This window comes from Salegentibacter flavus, assembly GCF_900115145.1.
Taxonomy (GTDB): domain Bacteria; phylum Bacteroidota; class Bacteroidia; order Flavobacteriales; family Flavobacteriaceae; genus Salegentibacter; species Salegentibacter flavus.
In genome coordinates this window covers 1-15,532 of sequence record NZ_FOVL01000004.1, presented here as the reverse complement: position 1 = coordinate 15,532, position 15,532 = coordinate 1, and the positions used below count along the sequence as shown (strand labels likewise).

The 15,532-nt window shown below is 38.3% G+C and carries 16 protein-coding genes and 1 tRNA gene; 14 read left to right on the top strand and 3 right to left on the bottom strand.

Translation table 11 applies throughout. The annotated features are described in order from the left end of the window. Positions 1–29: 29 nt before the first annotated feature. Positions 30–440: a DUF4293 domain-containing protein gene (locus BM266_RS04600; RefSeq protein WP_093406824.1), complete on the top strand. Its 411-nt coding sequence runs from the start codon at positions 30–32 to the stop codon at positions 438–440. Positions 441–808: 368 nt separating this feature from the next. Here BM266_RS04600 and BM266_RS04595 read toward each other — a convergent pair whose 3' ends face one another. Then, positions 809–1,297 (bottom strand): metallophosphoesterase family protein, encoded by a 489-nt coding sequence (locus tag BM266_RS04595; protein ID WP_093406480.1) that lies wholly within the window; start codon positions 1,295–1,297, stop codon positions 809–811. A gap of 112 nt (positions 1,298–1,409) precedes the next feature. Between BM266_RS04595 and truA the strand changes: the two genes are divergently transcribed. Both truA and BM266_RS04585 read left to right on the top strand, forming a co-directional pair. Then, positions 1,410–2,153 carry a tRNA pseudouridine(38-40) synthase TruA gene (truA, locus tag BM266_RS04590; protein WP_093406477.1) on the top strand — a complete coding sequence of 248 codons (744 nt, stop codon included), beginning with the start codon at positions 1,410–1,412 and terminating at the stop codon, positions 2,151–2,153. After that, the gene (locus tag BM266_RS04585) at positions 2,154–3,923 is read left to right on the top strand and encodes an ABC transporter ATP-binding protein (RefSeq protein WP_093406475.1); all 1,770 of its coding nucleotides are present in this window, start codon (positions 2,154–2,156) and stop codon (positions 3,921–3,923) included. On the opposite strand, the gene cdaA is transcribed toward BM266_RS04585, so the two are convergent. Together cdaA and folP are read right to left on the bottom strand one after the other, a co-directional pair. Continuing rightward, the gene (gene cdaA / locus BM266_RS04580) at positions 3,920–4,693 is read right to left on the bottom strand and encodes a diadenylate cyclase CdaA (RefSeq protein ID WP_093406473.1); all 774 of its coding nucleotides are present in this window, start codon (positions 4,691–4,693) and stop codon (positions 3,920–3,922) included. The two genes, BM266_RS04585 and cdaA, sit on opposite strands and share 4 nt — an antisense overlap. 40 nt (positions 4,694–4,733) lie before the next feature. Then, positions 4,734–5,555: a dihydropteroate synthase gene (gene folP, locus BM266_RS04575; protein WP_093406470.1), complete on the bottom strand. Its 822-nt coding sequence runs from the start codon at positions 5,553–5,555 to the stop codon at positions 4,734–4,736. A gap of 109 nt (positions 5,556–5,664) precedes the next feature. On the opposite strand from folP, the gene BM266_RS04570 reads away from it, so the two are divergent. The 11 genes from BM266_RS04570 to BM266_RS04520 all read left to right on the top strand — a co-directional run. Beyond that, positions 5,665–6,222, top strand: coding sequence for a DUF1599 domain-containing protein (locus BM266_RS04570; RefSeq protein ID WP_093406468.1), 558 nt, complete (start codon positions 5,665–5,667; stop codon positions 6,220–6,222). A 12-nt stretch (positions 6,223–6,234) separates the two neighbouring features. Then, positions 6,235–7,329 (top strand): BT_3928 family protein, encoded by a 1,095-nt coding sequence (locus BM266_RS04565; protein ID WP_093406465.1) that lies wholly within the window; start codon positions 6,235–6,237, stop codon positions 7,327–7,329. Positions 7,330–7,487: 158 nt separating this feature from the next. After that, positions 7,488–8,240, top strand: coding sequence for a triose-phosphate isomerase (tpiA, locus tag BM266_RS04560; RefSeq protein ID WP_093406822.1), 753 nt, complete (start codon positions 7,488–7,490; stop codon positions 8,238–8,240). Between the two features lies 1 nt (position 8,241). Beyond that, positions 8,242–9,075 carry a 50S ribosomal protein L11 methyltransferase gene (gene prmA, locus BM266_RS04555; RefSeq protein ID WP_093406463.1) on the top strand — a complete coding sequence of 278 codons (834 nt, stop codon included), beginning with the start codon at positions 8,242–8,244 and terminating at the stop codon, positions 9,073–9,075. Positions 9,076–9,113: 38 nt separating this feature from the next. Then, positions 9,114–9,389, top strand: coding sequence for an ATP-dependent Clp protease adaptor ClpS (locus BM266_RS04550; RefSeq protein WP_093406819.1), 276 nt, complete (start codon positions 9,114–9,116; stop codon positions 9,387–9,389). Positions 9,390–9,478: 89 nt separating this feature from the next. After that, a tRNA-Arg gene (locus tag BM266_RS04545) sits at positions 9,479–9,552 on the top strand. Positions 9,553–9,785: 233 nt separating this feature from the next. Continuing rightward, positions 9,786–11,051 (top strand): site-specific integrase, encoded by a 1,266-nt coding sequence (locus BM266_RS04540; protein ID WP_175494753.1) that lies wholly within the window; start codon positions 9,786–9,788, stop codon positions 11,049–11,051. Between the two features lie 317 nt (positions 11,052–11,368). Then, entirely contained in the window at positions 11,369–13,555 is a 2,187-nt protein-coding gene (locus BM266_RS04535) for a peptidase domain-containing ABC transporter (RefSeq protein WP_093406458.1), read from the top strand. Position 13,556: 1 nt separating this feature from the next. Beyond that, positions 13,557–14,846, top strand: coding sequence for an HlyD family secretion protein (locus BM266_RS04530; RefSeq protein ID WP_093406455.1), 1,290 nt, complete (start codon positions 13,557–13,559; stop codon positions 14,844–14,846). A 12-nt stretch (positions 14,847–14,858) separates the two neighbouring features. Further along, positions 14,859–15,239 (top strand): hypothetical protein, encoded by a 381-nt coding sequence (locus BM266_RS04525; RefSeq protein ID WP_093406452.1) that lies wholly within the window; start codon positions 14,859–14,861, stop codon positions 15,237–15,239. An 89-nt stretch (positions 15,240–15,328) separates the two neighbouring features. Then, a partial coding sequence (locus BM266_RS04520; RefSeq protein ID WP_317040950.1) for a helix-turn-helix domain-containing protein occupies positions 15,329–15,532 on the top strand: 204 nt, incomplete at its 3' end.

Below are 15,532 nucleotides of genomic sequence, written 5' to 3'. Positions count from 1 at the left end.
TTATTTTTGTGGCGAATTGTAACCCCGATATGCTACAAAGAATACAGACTGTTTACTTATTACTGGCTGCTATCATTAGTGGCGGATTGATTTTTTTATTTCCGCTTTGGGAAAATTCAGAGGGTGCTCCCGTGTATGCTAACAATGAACTTATGATTTTTATCATGTTCATTTCCTCGGCATTGCTATCGCTGGTGAGTATTTTTATGTTCAAAAACAGAAAGCTTCAGTTTGTGCTGGGGCGTTTAAATATACTTTTAAACTTTTTTTTACTAGGAGTGTTTGTTTATTGGTCGCTAAGTTTATCCGGAGAGGTGATAATCTCAAAGAAGGATATTGGGATGTTTCTTCCAATAATTTCTATCGTTTTTCTTGTTTTGGCTAATAAGTCCATTAAAAAGGACGAAGATCTCGTAAAATCTGTGGACCGATTACGATAAGCCTATCATCTTAGTAGTATTAGTGCGTGAAAACCCGGAGCGAAAGCTTCGGGTTTTTTAGTTTATAATAATCACTAAAACCGCTCATTGCCCACTGTGACTAATCATTAAAAAACGGATCAAGCCTATTTGTTGTGGACGAGGCAAAATAGTATCATGAGGATGAGATACCGGGTCAGGCCCGGTATGACGTTCACTTCACAATTACTTTTGTTATCCTTAACTCGATTCAGGATCTCACCATAGTGAGGCAAAAGGATTCAATCATTCTACTCTACAGTAGAAAAAATACTGAATTTAGTAAATAGCGCTTTTTGAATAATTTTATGGTCTTCTTGAAACTACCCAATTCTAACTGCCAACTTTTTCTATTCTAATTCGATCACTTCCAAATCAGAAATATTTTCTCCTTCAATTTTAAACCGCAGCATCGTTCTTTTTTTATGAAAGCCCTGTTTCCCGGCTGCGCCAGGATTCATGTGAAGCAAGTTTAATTGTTTGTCGTTCATCACCTTCAGAATATGGGAATGTCCGCAGATAAAAAGTTTAGGAGGGTTTTCTCCAATTTCTTCCCTTATTGCCGGAGAATATTTTCCTGGGTATCCTCCAATATGGGTAATCCAAACATCTACTCCTTCACACATAAATCGTTGGTGAAGCGGAAACTCTCTTCTTATCTCAGCTCCGTCAATATTTCCATATACAGCTTTCAGCGGTTTAAGTTTTTGCAAGGCATCGGTTACTGCAAGGGTTCCAATATCTCCGGCGTGCCAAATTTCGTCGGCCTGGGTGGCATAGTGGAGGATTCTTTCGTCAATATACGTATGAGTGTCGCTTAAAAGCAGGATTTTTTTCAAAACTATTTTTTCTGGTTTAAACTTATTTAAATCCCCGGGTGGGGAAGATTTCAGCTTCTGATAATTGCCTTATCTTTGCAGTTCGAAAATATAGAAAAATAATCGCATTCACTTGAGGTATTTTATAGAATTGGCATATTTTGGAAAAATGTATCACGGCTGGCAAAACCAACCTGATGCAGCTTCGGTACAGGAGAAGGTAGAAACAGCCCTTGCTAAATTATTTCAAAAGACAATAGAAATAATCGGTGCAGGCAGGACAGATGCCGGAGTACATGCAAAGCAGATCTTTGCCCACTTCGATATTCAGGAAAGAATAGATACAAAACAGCTTCAGCATAAACTCAATTCTATGTTGCCTAAAGATATTGCTGTATATGATATCTTTGAGGTTAAGCCCTTGGCTCACGCCCGGTTTGATGCTTTAAGCCGAAGCTATGAGTATCTTATAATTAATAAAAAAGATCCTTTTTTGATGGATCGCGCGTACTTTATTAAGAATAGTCTTGATGTAGATAAAATGAATGAAGCCGCAGAGATTTTGAAAACTTATACTAACTTTAAGTGTTTTTCAAAGTCGAGAACCGATGTAAAAACTTATAATTGCAAAATTGAGCAGGCCCATTGGGAGTGGGATGGAGGTGTTTTAAAATTCAGTATCACGGCCGACAGGTTTTTGCGGAATATGGTGCGAGCCATCGTTGGGAGTTTAATTGAAATAGGATTGGGGAAAACCTCGGTGGATAACTTGCACGAAATAATTAAAAGTGAAGACAGGAGTAAGGCCGGTACCTCGGTGCCTGCAAAGGCTCTTTATCTTACAGAAGTTACTTATCCAAAAATAGCAGTAGAGTAAATGGCATCTAATTCAGGAAATGCATTCGATTTTAATTTGTTTAAGCGCCTGCTTAAATACACCAACCCTTATAAGATAACCTTTTATTTTGTAGGAGTTGCCGCTGTATTGCTTTCTTTCTTTGCGGTGCTCAGGCCATATCTGCTTAGGGTTACCATTGATGATGCAATTATGCCGGCTGAATATGAGAACCTGGTATTCTTTGTATCTCTTATGGCCGGGATACTTCTTTTGGAAGTTATTTTTCAGTTTCTCTTTATCTACTACGCAAACTGGCTGGGGCAGGAAGTTGTTCGCGATCTCCGGGTGAATCTTTTCAGGCATATGCTTCGGTTTAAAATGGCTTACTACGATAAATCTGCGGTAGGACGACTCGTAACGCGAGCGGTAAGCGATATTGAAACTATTGCCAGCATCTTTAGCCAGGGACTGTTTATGATTATTAGCGATATTCTTAAAATGCTGGTGGTTGTCGCGTTTATGTTTTACCAGAGCTGGCAGTTAACCTTGCTGGTTCTCACCGTTTTGCCTATAATTATGTACGCCACCAGGGTGTTTCAGCGTAAGATGAAAGTGGCTTTTGAAGAAGTGCGCACCGAAGTGGCAAACCTGAACACTTTCGTACAGGAACGCATTACCGGAATGAAGATCGTACAGCTTTTTACCCGTGAAAAAGCCGAATATGAAAACTTTAAAGAAATTAACGATAAACATCGTAATGCCTGGGTGAAGACCGTATGGTATAACTCTATTTTCTTCCCAATCGCCGAGATGGCCACTTCTATTACCATTGGTCTTATTGTATGGTTTGGAGGCTTAAGGGCTGTAGAAGGCGATGTGATTACCCTGGGTATTATCGTTGCTTTTATTGAACTTTCCCAGATGCTATTCAGGCCGCTGCGGCAAATCGCGGACAAATTTAATACCCTGCAAATGGGAATGGTCGCTGCTAATCGTGTCTTCGGAATTTTGGATACTGAATCTTCTATTAAGGATGAAGGGAAAATAGAAGTGACAAATCTTAGTGGCGAGATCGAATTTAAAGATGTTCGCTTTAGTTATGTTGACGATGAAGAAGTGTTGAAAGGTATCTCCTTTAAAGCTGAACCCGGAGAAACCGTCGCGATTGTTGGTGCAACCGGCGCTGGGAAATCTACTATAATCAACCTGCTAAACCGGTTTTACGAAATAGACAGCGGGAAGATCCTGGTTGACGGGACCGATATCAGAGATATAAATCTTAAATCCCTGCGATCACAAATTGCGGTAGTGCTTCAGAATGTATTTTTATTTGCAGATACCATTTTGCACAATATCACGCTGAACGACCCTAAAATTTCGGAAGAAGATGTGGTGACCGCCGCAAAACAGATCGGGATACACGAATTTATTAATACGCTGCCGGGCGGCTATCATTACAACGTAAAGGAACGAGGGATAATGCTTTCCTCCGGCCAGCGGCAATTAATCTCTTTTCTGCGGGCTTATATGAGTAATCCGAGTATACTGGTATTGGATGAGGCTACCTCTTCTGTAGACACTTATAGCGAGATTCTCATCCAGAAAGCTACTGATAAGATCACCCAGGGACGTACTTCAATCGTCATCGCACACAGGTTGGCGACCATTAAAAAGGCTGACAAAATTATCGTGATGGATGAAGGTGAAATTGTGGAAATAGGCACACATTCCGAATTGCTTAAAAAGGAAAAGGGCTATTACCGAAATCTTTATGAGGTGCAGTTTATGGCTGAGGAGCCTCTGGGTTAACTAAGGTCTTCCTTAATTTTTTCTGTGAGTTCTTTGGTGTTTTCGAACATCACAAATTCTCCGTCTTTTATGTAAGAGATTTGCCCGGTTTCCTCGCTAACCACCAGGGCCAGAGCATCGGTTTTTTCGGTAATGCCTACCGCTGCACGGTGTCTCAGTCCAAAACGCAGGGGAATTGCTCTATCGTTGGATACCGGTAAAATCACCCGGGTCGCGGTTATCCTGTTATCTTCAATAATCATCGCACCATCATGCAAGGGTGAGTTTTTGTAAAAGATAGATTCAATGATGGGTTGGTTGAGTTCGATATACATATCATCTCCTGAATTCTTTACAAAATCAAGGTTGGTGCTTTTCTGAATTACCATTAGGGCCCCGGTATAAGTGCGCCCCATACTTTCGCAGGCACTTACAATGGCCTCAACATTGGTGCTGGTTTCAAGGTCATCCTTGATGAAACGTAAATTCTTAAAAAACTTTCCTCTCTGAGTGAAATTGGTGGAGCCAATCATTAAAAGGAATTTCCGGATCTCCTGTTGAAAAACTACGATTAAGGCGAACATTCCCAGGCCAATGAACTCTCCAAGCACGCTGCTTAAAAGTTCCATCTGCAACAACTGGGTGACCATTCCAAAAAGCAGAACAATTACGATCCCAATAAAGATGTTTACTGCTACAGTTCCCTTAATAAGCTTGTAAAGATAGAACAACAGGAGTGCGACAAGAACGATATCTACAATATCAAGAATGCGCAGATTTAGAATATCCAAATTAAAGGGCTTTTGTGTAAAAATAGAAAATTAAGGAGTATTAGCACACCTGCGAGTATAATTTTACACATTCTACGGCTTCCTTTACATCGTGAACCCGCAAAATAGAAGCTCCCTTGGACAATGCCAGGCTGTTAAGTACAGTGGTTCCATTGAGGGCTTCCTGTGCGTTAATACCCAGGCTTTTGTAGATCATAGACTTCCGGGAAATACCTACCAGGAAGGGCTGATCAAGGTTTTTAAAGAGTTCCAGATTTTTAAAGAGTTCAAAGTTTTGCGAGGTGGTTTTGGCAAAACCGAATCCGGGGTCGGTAATAATATCGTTTATGCCGTGTTGGTGGGCGAGCTTAATTTTTTCTGAAAAATAATAAATGATATCCCGGGTAAGGTCATTGTAGTCGGTTAGGCTTTGCATTGTCTTTGGCGTGCCGCGCATATGCATCATAATATAAGGCACCTGGTGCTTTGCTGCGATAGTCATCATCTCTTCATCCAGGCTGCCTGCAGAAATATCATTGATAATAGCCGCTCCTGCTTTAATGCTTTTCTCTGCAACCTCTGCCCTAAAAGTATCTACGGATATTATGATCTCTGGAAAATTTTCAATAAGAAGGTCAATGGCCGGAAGTACCCTATTAAGTTCTTCCTCTTTGGAAACATCATCGGCATCCGGGCGACTGCTGTAACCACCAATATCAATGAAGGTTGCACCCTCTTTCAGCATTTTTTCTGCTTTCTTGAGAAGGACAGGTTCTTCCGCGATTCTGCTTTCAGCATAGAAAGAATTAGGAGTGAGGTTGAGAATTCCCATCACCTTTGGCTTAGAGAGATCTATGAGGTTGCCTTTGCAGTTTATCGTCATTAATAATTAAGTTTTTGGTATTTTTATAAATACACTCTTTCCAGAGCTATTCATTAAATTTTGGCTATCTGAATTATTTGTCGAAATTTACGCAAATTAGAATTTCTAAATGCAGCATACCTTAAAACAATACGACGCGGTGATCGATACCTGCCGTGCGTTGTTTGCCAACAAGATGAAAGATTACGGCAGCGCCTGGCGTATCCTGAGGCTCCCGTCTCTTACCGACCAGATTTTTATCAAAGCACAGCGCATCCGCCAGCTCCAGGAGTCGAATGTCAAGAAGGTAGATGAAGATGAGAAATCTGAGTTTATAGGCATCATTAATTATTCGGTGATGGCTTTGATTCAGCTGGAGAAAGGAGTGGCTACCCAACCCGATCTTGATGCAGAAACTGCTGTACAACTTTACGACGAAAAAATTGCCGAAACCCGGCAGCTAATGCAAAATAAGAATCACGATTACGGGGAGGCCTGGCGCGATATGCGTATTAGTTCCCTCACCGATCTTATTATCCAGAAGCTGCTTCGCGTAAAACAAATTGAGAATAATAAAGGCCAAACTATCGTTAGCGAAGGCATTGATGCCAATTACCAGGATATGATCAATTATTCAGTTTTTGCGCTTATACTATTTGCTGAAGCCGGGGAGGAACTAATCAATTAAAAACAGATCGATATGAAATTACTTGTTGGAATCGCCAGAGTACTGGTTGGAGTTTTATTTATTTTTTCAGGATTTATTAAACTCAATGATCCAGTAGGTTTTTCATTTAAACTTCAGGAATATTTTGGTGAGAACGTGCTCAATCTCGAGTTTCTCATTCCTTTTGCGCTGGTAATCGCGATCATTTTGGTAGTATTTGAACTCGTTTTGGGGATTATGCTGCTCATAGGCTATTTGCCCAAATTTACGATGTGGAGTCTTCTATTGATGATCCTCTTCTTTACTTTTTTAACCTTTTATTCGGCTTATTTCAATAAAGTTACCGATTGCGGTTGTTTTGGGGATGCGATTCCGCTTACGCCCTGGCAGTCTTTCTATAAAGATGTGATCCTGTTGGTGCTTATCATATTCCTCTTCGTAAAAATAAAATATCTTACTCCTGTGCTGGCACCGGTTTCTCACAGGTGGATCATCTTCCTGTTTTTTATGCTGAGTTTTATGTTTGCCTATTATGTACTGATGCACCTGCCGGTTTTCGATTTCCGGGCCTATAAAGTGGGTAATAACATCAAGGAACAGATGGAAGTTCCGGAAGATGCGCCAAAGGCTGTTTTTGAATATAAATGGAAATTCGTTCAGGATGGGGAAGAGCTTGTTATTACCAATAGAGGTGAATATCCCCAGATTGATGGCGAATTTATCGACGTGGAAACCAAGCAGCTTAGCGAAGGTTATGTGCCACCAGTTACCGATTTTCAGATAGAGGATGATGGAGAGGATATTACCGATGAGATCCTTGCTGAAGACAAAGTCTTGCTTATAATTGCTTACGATCTTCGGAAGACGGAAAGGGACGGTTACAAGCCAGTGAAAAGCCTTAGCGAAGAAGCCTTAAAAAAGGGTTATCGCGTGGTAGGCTTGTCTGCTTCTGGAAAAGATGAGCGGCGAAAACTAATTGAAAGATACGATCTAAACTTTGACTTTTACCAAACCGATGAAACTGCGCTCAAGGCAATTGTGCGTTCCAATCCAGGAATTCTTACCCTGGAACAGGGCACGATCACTCAAAAGAAGCATTGGTATGATGCTGCCGATATAAAATTATAAGTTATTCTCTATAATTTTTAAGGAAATGCTAAAAACTCCTCATTAAAGCAGGAGCATCACCCCTATGTGCTGTCTATTGGATATATTTGTGATATGCGGAAGTTTTGCTTCCGAAGAAAATGAATGTGAAATATCCCCTGGAGGAAAAACAAGAAATTATGAGAAAAAATATAGTTGCCGGAAACTGGAAAATGAATAATGATCTGTCCGAAACGGAAGAACTTTTAGGACACCTGAAAATGCAAATGGTAAAAGAGCCTGAAGCAGAAGTAATGGTAGCCCCTGCATTTACAAATTTATATACGGCTTTTAGAGTATTAAAGGATACTCCTGTAATTGTGGCTGCCCAGAATATGCATGAGGCAGAAAGCGGAGCCTTTACCGGTGAAGTTTCAGCAAAAATGCTAAAAAGTATTGGGATTAATACCGTGATTCTTGGTCATAGCGAACGTCGGGCACATTTCCACGAAACAAACGAGATTCTTGCAAAAAAAGTGAACGCTGCCATGGAACAGGAAATGCGTGTGATCTTCTGTTTTGGCGAAGAATTGGAAGATCGCAAAAGCGAAAAACATTTTGATCTTGTTGCGAAACAACTTAAAGAAAGCCTTTACCAGATTTCTGAGGAGAACTGGAAAAATATAGTATTAGCTTACGAGCCGGTTTGGGCAATTGGAACAGGAGAAACAGCCAGCCCAGAGCAAGCCCAGGAAATGCATGCTTTCATAAGAAAGAATATTGCCGAGGCTTTTAATGATGAGATCGCGGAAAATGTATCTATCCTTTATGGAGGAAGTGTTAAGCCGGCCAATGCCAAAGAGATTTTCGCTAAGGAAGATGTGGACGGCGGACTTATAGGTGGAGCCAGCCTAAAAGCCTTAGATTTTATAGAAATAGTTAATTCATTCTAAGATGGTTGGGAATTACTTCGAATTCAGGTTCAAAATTGAGCCGCTTCAGCCGGGTTCAGAGATTCTTATTGCCGAATTGGGTTACCTGGGTTTTGAAAGTTTTGTGGAAGAAGAAGATGGTGTGACCGCTTATATTCCGGTAGAAGAATATGAAGAAGATTTGCTTGCCCAGGTGCATATCCTACAATCTGATGAGGTGGAGATCTCATATTCAAAGAACGAGATTGAAAAAGTAAATTGGAACGAAGAGTGGGAAAAGAATTTCACACCTATCGTGATAGACGATCGTTGTAGTATACGGGCTACTTTTCACCCTTCCGCAGAAACCGAATATGAGATCGTAATAGATCCTAAGATGTCTTTTGGTACAGGTCACCATGCAACCACCCACTTGATGATACAGCATATCCTGAAGAATGACTTCACCGATAAAAATGTGCTGGATATGGGGTGTGGTACAGGAGTACTTGCCATTTTGGCCAGTATGAAAGGGGCACATATCGTAGATGCCATCGATATTGATAACTGGTGCTACCAAAACAGTCTGGAAAATGTTGAACGCAATAATTGCGATAATGTTAGTGTGGAAGAAGGGGGTGCCGAATTGCTGGAAGGTCGTAAATACCACATAATTCTGGCTAATATTAACAGGAATATCCTGTTACGCGATCTTCCCGTCTATGTAGCATCCCTGGAAGCTAATGGGGAATTATTTCTAAGTGGATTTTATGAGGAGGATGTATCGGCTATCAGGAAATCCTGCGAGGAGCTTGGTTTAAAATATGTGGAGCATCTCGAGAGAAATAACTGGGTAGCGGTAAAGTTTTCTAAATGAGATTTTTATTACCTTTGAGGTCCTAAAATTTGATGATGATGAGTACTAAGGAAGAAGTTTTAGAAAAAGTTGTTAGAAAATCTGAAAAGAAAAAGCAGAATGAGATCGTTTTGTATAATGATGATTATAATACTTTCGATCACGTTATAGAAACTCTCATTTACGCCTGTGATCATACCCCTGAGCAAGCTGAACAATGTTCTCTACTTGTTCATTACAAAGGGAAATGTACCGTAAAAACGGGATCATATGAAGATCTAAAACCGCGATGTTCCAAGTTGCTTGATGCCGGACTGAGCGCGGAGATAATTTAGTTTAAAAAAACTTATAGTTTCTTTTTTAGAATTTAAAATAAACAATATATTTGCAGCCGCTTAACCAAGTAGGAAAAGCAATATTAAAAGGCCTTGTGGCGCAACTGAATAGCGCACCTGATTACGGCTCAGGAGGTTCCAGGTTTGAATCCTGGCAAGGTCACTCTTAAGATTAACAAATCTTATCAAAACCACGCAAATCTTAGGATTAGCGTGGTTTTTTAGGTTTCGGGCATTCATTTAATTTGATGTAATTTGAATTAAAAAGATAGCTAAAAGACACCTGAATTTTTAAAAGACACCTTAGGTGTCTTTTGGAGAAAATTTTTTGTTGGACTATATAGTTGATTTGACTTCATCTGAATATTAATTGTTTAATTAAAAAAGATGACAACTATGAGTACGTCAAACACATTTTCAATTCTATTTTTGGTTAACCCTAAAAAAATTATCGGTGATAAGGTAATTATATATGTTAGAATTACGGTAAACCAAAAAAGATCCACCATCAGTTTAAAAAGGAAAATTTCTTTTCATTTATGGGATCCCGTAAAAAAAAGGGCACGGGGAAAATCTACTGAAGCAAAGCAATTAAACCAGTATTTGGACCAAGTTCAATCCAGGCTTTTCCAATGCTATCAGGATTTATTGTTTAAGGGTAAGCTAATTACGGCAAAGTTAATCAAGGCTACCTACCTGGGAGAAGTTGAGGAATCTAAATCACTTCAAAACCTTATAGACTACCATTCCAGGAAAACAGAACATACTTTAGCTCAGGGAACTATCAAGAATTTCAAAATAACTGAAGGATATATCCAAAAATTCTTAAAGGTGGATAGAAAGACTTCTGATGTATATCTTAGAGAACTTGATTATAAGTTCCTATGTGATTTTGAAAATTTTCTTAATTCCTATTATCCCAAAGGTCACCCAAAAGCCATGAAGCATAATACCGTTATGAAGCATATTCAGCGGTTGCGAAAAATGGTTACGCTAGCTTATAATATGGAGTGGATAGATAAAGATCCTTTTAGACGTTGGAAAAACACCTTTGAGAATACGAAACGCGAATTTTTATCAGCTAATGAATTATCAAATTTGGAAACCTATGAATTTCCGGTTGAAAGGTTAGAACGTGTACGAGACCTTTTTGTCTTTAGCTGTTATACCGGAATAAGTTATGTTGATATAATGAAACTCACATTAGATCATATTTCTATTGGGATAGACCGCAATAATTGGATTGTTACACAGCGACAGAAGACTAAAACACCTATTAGGATTCCATTACTTGACCCTGCTTTAGAGCTGATAAAGAAATATGAAAACCATCCTATGACAATGGTCTCTGGTACGCTATTACCTGTAATTACTAATGAGAAATTAAATGTCTATCTAAAAGAAGTTGCTATTCTATGTGGCTTAAAAAAGAATCTCACCTTCCATATGGCCAGGCATACATTTGCAACCACCGTAACTTTAAGTAATGGGGTGCCTATTGAAACGGTTTCCAGACTTTTAGGACATACAAAAATTTCAACAACCCAAATTTATGCCAGAGTTTTGGAAAACAAGGTGAGTCAGGATATGAATGCTTTAAAAGGAATTATTAAACAAAGGAAAGAAGTAAATACTTCTCAAAATCCGAATGCAGCATCTTGAATAACCAGAAAATAAGGGGGTGAAATCGATATTAATTTTACCCCCATTTTTCAAATATTAATTGTTTCAAAATTTCTCTTTTTGATGATGATTTTTTTTATAAATATTAAATTTTATTTCTTAAATTTCTGCAGCCCAAGTGATTGGAGGATTCAAATATTTGTTCAAGGTTAATTTAACCTACCCTTGGCAACATTAAAGAAAAGAATACACCCCTAATTCTTTTCCAAAAGAACGTGATTTATAAATCGGCTTTTATTTGAGATAAATCCTATTCAATTCCAAATTAAATTTAAGTGTAATTAGTTTTATTTGTTATGTTTAGGACTGTCGATTTTCCTGTATATCGTCAACTGGATCAGATGGATTGTGGGCCATCATGTATAAAGATGCTCACGGAATTCTTCGGGAAGAAATATGATCTGGAATATTTACGACAAATCTCTTTTCTACAAAGGGATGGGGCTTCTATGGAAGGGCTTTCTGAAGCATTAAGTAAATTGGGAATAGAATCTGTCGGAATAAAAGCAGATTTTCAGGAATTAATTTCAGAAGTACCTCTTCCTGCTATTGCCCATTGGGAGGGGAATCACTTTATAATTATCTATAAAGTTAGCAACAAGTTTATTTATGTTTCTGACCCGGCTTATGGCAGGTTGAAATACCGGCATAGTGCATTCATCGGGAAATGGGCAGAGGCTGAAAATGAACAGGGTGTCCTTCTTCTTGTAGAGCCCACTGATCATTTCTTAGACGAGGAACCTCCGGAAATGGAGAAGAAAGATGGTTTAGGATTCCTTCTTGAATATCTCAAACCTTATAAGGCATATATAAACCAGTTACTCCTCGGTTTAATAATTGCGGCCACTATTCAATTAATGCTTCCTTTCCTTACACAGAGTCTGGTGGATTATGGAATAAATTATGAAGATTTTGGTTTCATCAACCTTATTTTATTATCACAGTTCTTTTTGTTTTTAACTCGTTCAATATCAGAAGTAATTAGAGATTGGATTCTGCTGTATATAAGTACTCGTGTAAATATTCAAATGCTTTCAGATTTTTTGGGAAAATTAATGAAACTTCCTATAGCATATTTTGAATCAAAAACCACAGGAGATTTTATGCAAAGAATTTATGATCATCAAAGGATAGACGATTTTCTAAACGGACGTGGATTAAATATCCCTTTTGATATCTTTTCTATTGTTGTATTTGGAATAGTTTTGTTCTACTTCCATCCCTATATAGCACTTATATTTTTTACAGGAACTTCTTTATTTTTCGGGTGGTCCCTGTTATTTATGAAGAAAAAGGAACTTCTGGATAACCAGCTTTTCGATCTTAACAGGAAAGACCAATCTCTATTTCTACAGATAATACTAGCAGTTTCAGAAATTAAATTAAATAATTCTGAAAACAGGAGGAAGAGGGAGTGGGAAATTAATCAAAATAGTCTTTTTAAGTTAAAGTCAAAGATTTTAGGTGTAGGGCAGACACAAATCAAAGGTGGGCTATTCCTAAATGAATTAACCAACATTTTGATAATTTTCTGGTCTGCAAAAGCCGTGATCACAGGTCAAATCACTTTAGGGGCTATGTTGGCCATTCAATTTATTATAGGAAGTCTTTCCTTGCCTATTTCCAATATCATTAATTTTCTTACAGATTACCAGAGTGCCAGACTCTCTTTTAACAGATTGTCTGAGGTACATAATCAAATACCTGAAGATAGTAAGAGAAGGTACGACAATTTTAAACCCGAAGGCGATCTTCATCTAAGGAATCTTAGTTTTGGATATGGAAACCCTTCATTGTCACCCTTACTAAATGATCTCAATATAACAATTCCAAAAGGAAAGATCACTGCAGTTGTGGGTTCTAGTGGTTCAGGAAAGACAACTTTGTTAAAATTGCTTCTAAAATTTTATAAACCCTGGAAAGGTTATCTGAGAGTTGGAGAAGAAGATCTTAGAGATATTAATACATCCCTGTGGAGGAGTAGATGTGGAGTTGTAATGCAGGACGGAAGTCTTTTTAATGATACAATTGAGAGGAATATTACGGAATCAAAACCAGATATTCCCGTAGACCGTATGTCGTTACGCAAAGCTGCGGAAATGGTTAACCTAAGTGAATTCATTGAGAAACTGCCTCTTGGTTATCAGACACGGATTGGTGAAAATGGACAGCTCCTTAGTGGCGGAGAAAGACAAAGGATTTTACTGGCTAGGGCAATTTACAAAAATCCGGATTACTTATTCCTGGACGAAGCCACCAGCTCATTAGATTCGGAAAACGAGATATTAATTACTGAAAACCTTACTTCTTTTTATAAAAACAGAACGGTTGTAATTATAGCCCATAGGCTATCAACCGTAATGAATGCTGATCAAATACTGGTTATGAATAAAGGGCAGATTGTGGAAAGTGGTAATCACCAGGATTTAATTTTAAATAAAGGAGTTTACCATAACCTGATCAAAAACCAATTAAAGATTTGAGATGAGGGAAAGTAGAGAATATCATAAGAAGGGGAGTAATCCTTTAGATATTGAACCTGGTTATTTACTGCGCCACGGTACAGTCTATATGTTTTTATTTTTCTTTCTGGTACTTCTTCTGGCTGGAATAATTTCTTTCAATCAGGTAGTAGAAGGTACTGTAACGGTTACTTCAAAGAATCCACCTGTTGAAATTAAAGCAAAAAGGGACGGAAAGTTTTCTGCTATTTTTTATAAACCTGGAGATTCCATAGCAGTAGGAGATATTGTTGCAGTTCTTGATAATCCAGCAAACCAAAGAGATGTTGCTTTCTTAAAAGAAAGATTAATGGAGGATTTTCCAGAGATATTATCTCTGGAAGCATTAATAACAGAATTTCCGGTAACCTTAAATTTAGGAACATCCTTGCAGGCAGCTTATAATAGGTTTTTAGAAGAGTATCACACCCTTATTTTAGAAAGTACAATCGGCCAGAAGGAAGCAATAGAGCAACAGTTGCTACTAAATATTTTTAGCCAGGGATCAATTCTAAATTCTAAAGAAGAGGAGTTTCACTTAATGGAAAGCAGTCTTTCTATTTCAGCAGAGAACATAAACCGCCATCGTCAATTATATGAAAAAGGAGTGATCTCAAAATTTGATTTAGAAAAGATGGAGTTGGAATATACAGAGAAAAATCGGCAATACTCTTTACTTAAACAACAGTTGATCCAAATCCAAGCTAACAAGAGCAAGGCAAAAGGTGATCTTGATATCCTAAGGACTTCGGAAGAAAGGAAATTAAGCATACAGGAAGCGGAATTGGTTTTTGCCAGGCAGAATCTTCTTAACGGTATTACTGAATGGGAAGATGAAAATATCATAAAAAGTCCTGTTGCAGGAAGACTTTCTATTAATCAGGTTTGGGGTGAACATCAGAATATTCTAGAAGGTGAGGTTGTATTCACTATTGTTCCATTTACCAGGAATGATCTGTTAGGCAAATGTATCGTTCCTGTTCAAAATTCGGGACAGATTATTAGAGGCCAAAAGGTATATCTAAAATTAGACAATTACCCTTACAGGGAATGGGGAATGATAAAGGCCAGTGTTAACTCGATATCAGAGGTGCCTAGCAGGGCGACAGTACCAGCTTACGTTGTTTATTTAAATGTGGATAGTTTAATAACTTCTTATGGAAAAGAATTGATTCTCCATCAGGAATTAATAGGGACAGCAGAAATAGTACTTGAGGAAGTGACATTACTTGAGCGGGTTTTTTACCAGTTCCGACAGCTATGGACAACCTAATATATTTTAAGTATGGCACTAATTCCGACAACATATAAATCAATCATTGTCTATTTAATAATAGCATTAAGTGAAGCCATTCCTTTTTATGGCTATTCACAGGATATGCCTAGTATGAGTAAAGAAAGAGTAACGACAAAATTATCCTATGAAGAAATCCAGGATTTGGAATATGATGCGTTAGAAGAAGAAGACAGTGCAGCTTTAGGAATGCTGATCAAAATACATTTAAAAAAAGCTACCTTAGAAAACAATAATCTTGAAAAAGCTCGAGCCTATTATTATAAAACAACTTTAGCAGAAAATCTTGCTGCATTAGCATATGCAGATTCAATCATTTTGCTTACCAAAGATGCAAAAAACGGTCATAGTATACCACCCTGGCCGGATTAAAGTGAACCACCTTGGCCGGGACAAAGTGAACCACTTTAGCCGGAGTAAATTGAGCCACTAAAAAATCGATTCTATTTGTAAGAAGCCAAATGTCTTTTTTTGTAAAAAAGACCATGGCCAACAAACAGATAGATATGCGAAAAATAAAACAGATTTTTAGGTTGTACAGCCAGGGCGTCAGTAAACGCCAGATAAGTTCAAGTTTGGGTTTATCACGCAACACCATTACTAAATACATCGCCTTTTTTCAGCGTTACCAGTTTACAAGCTACGAGGTCTCTGCGATGACCCTT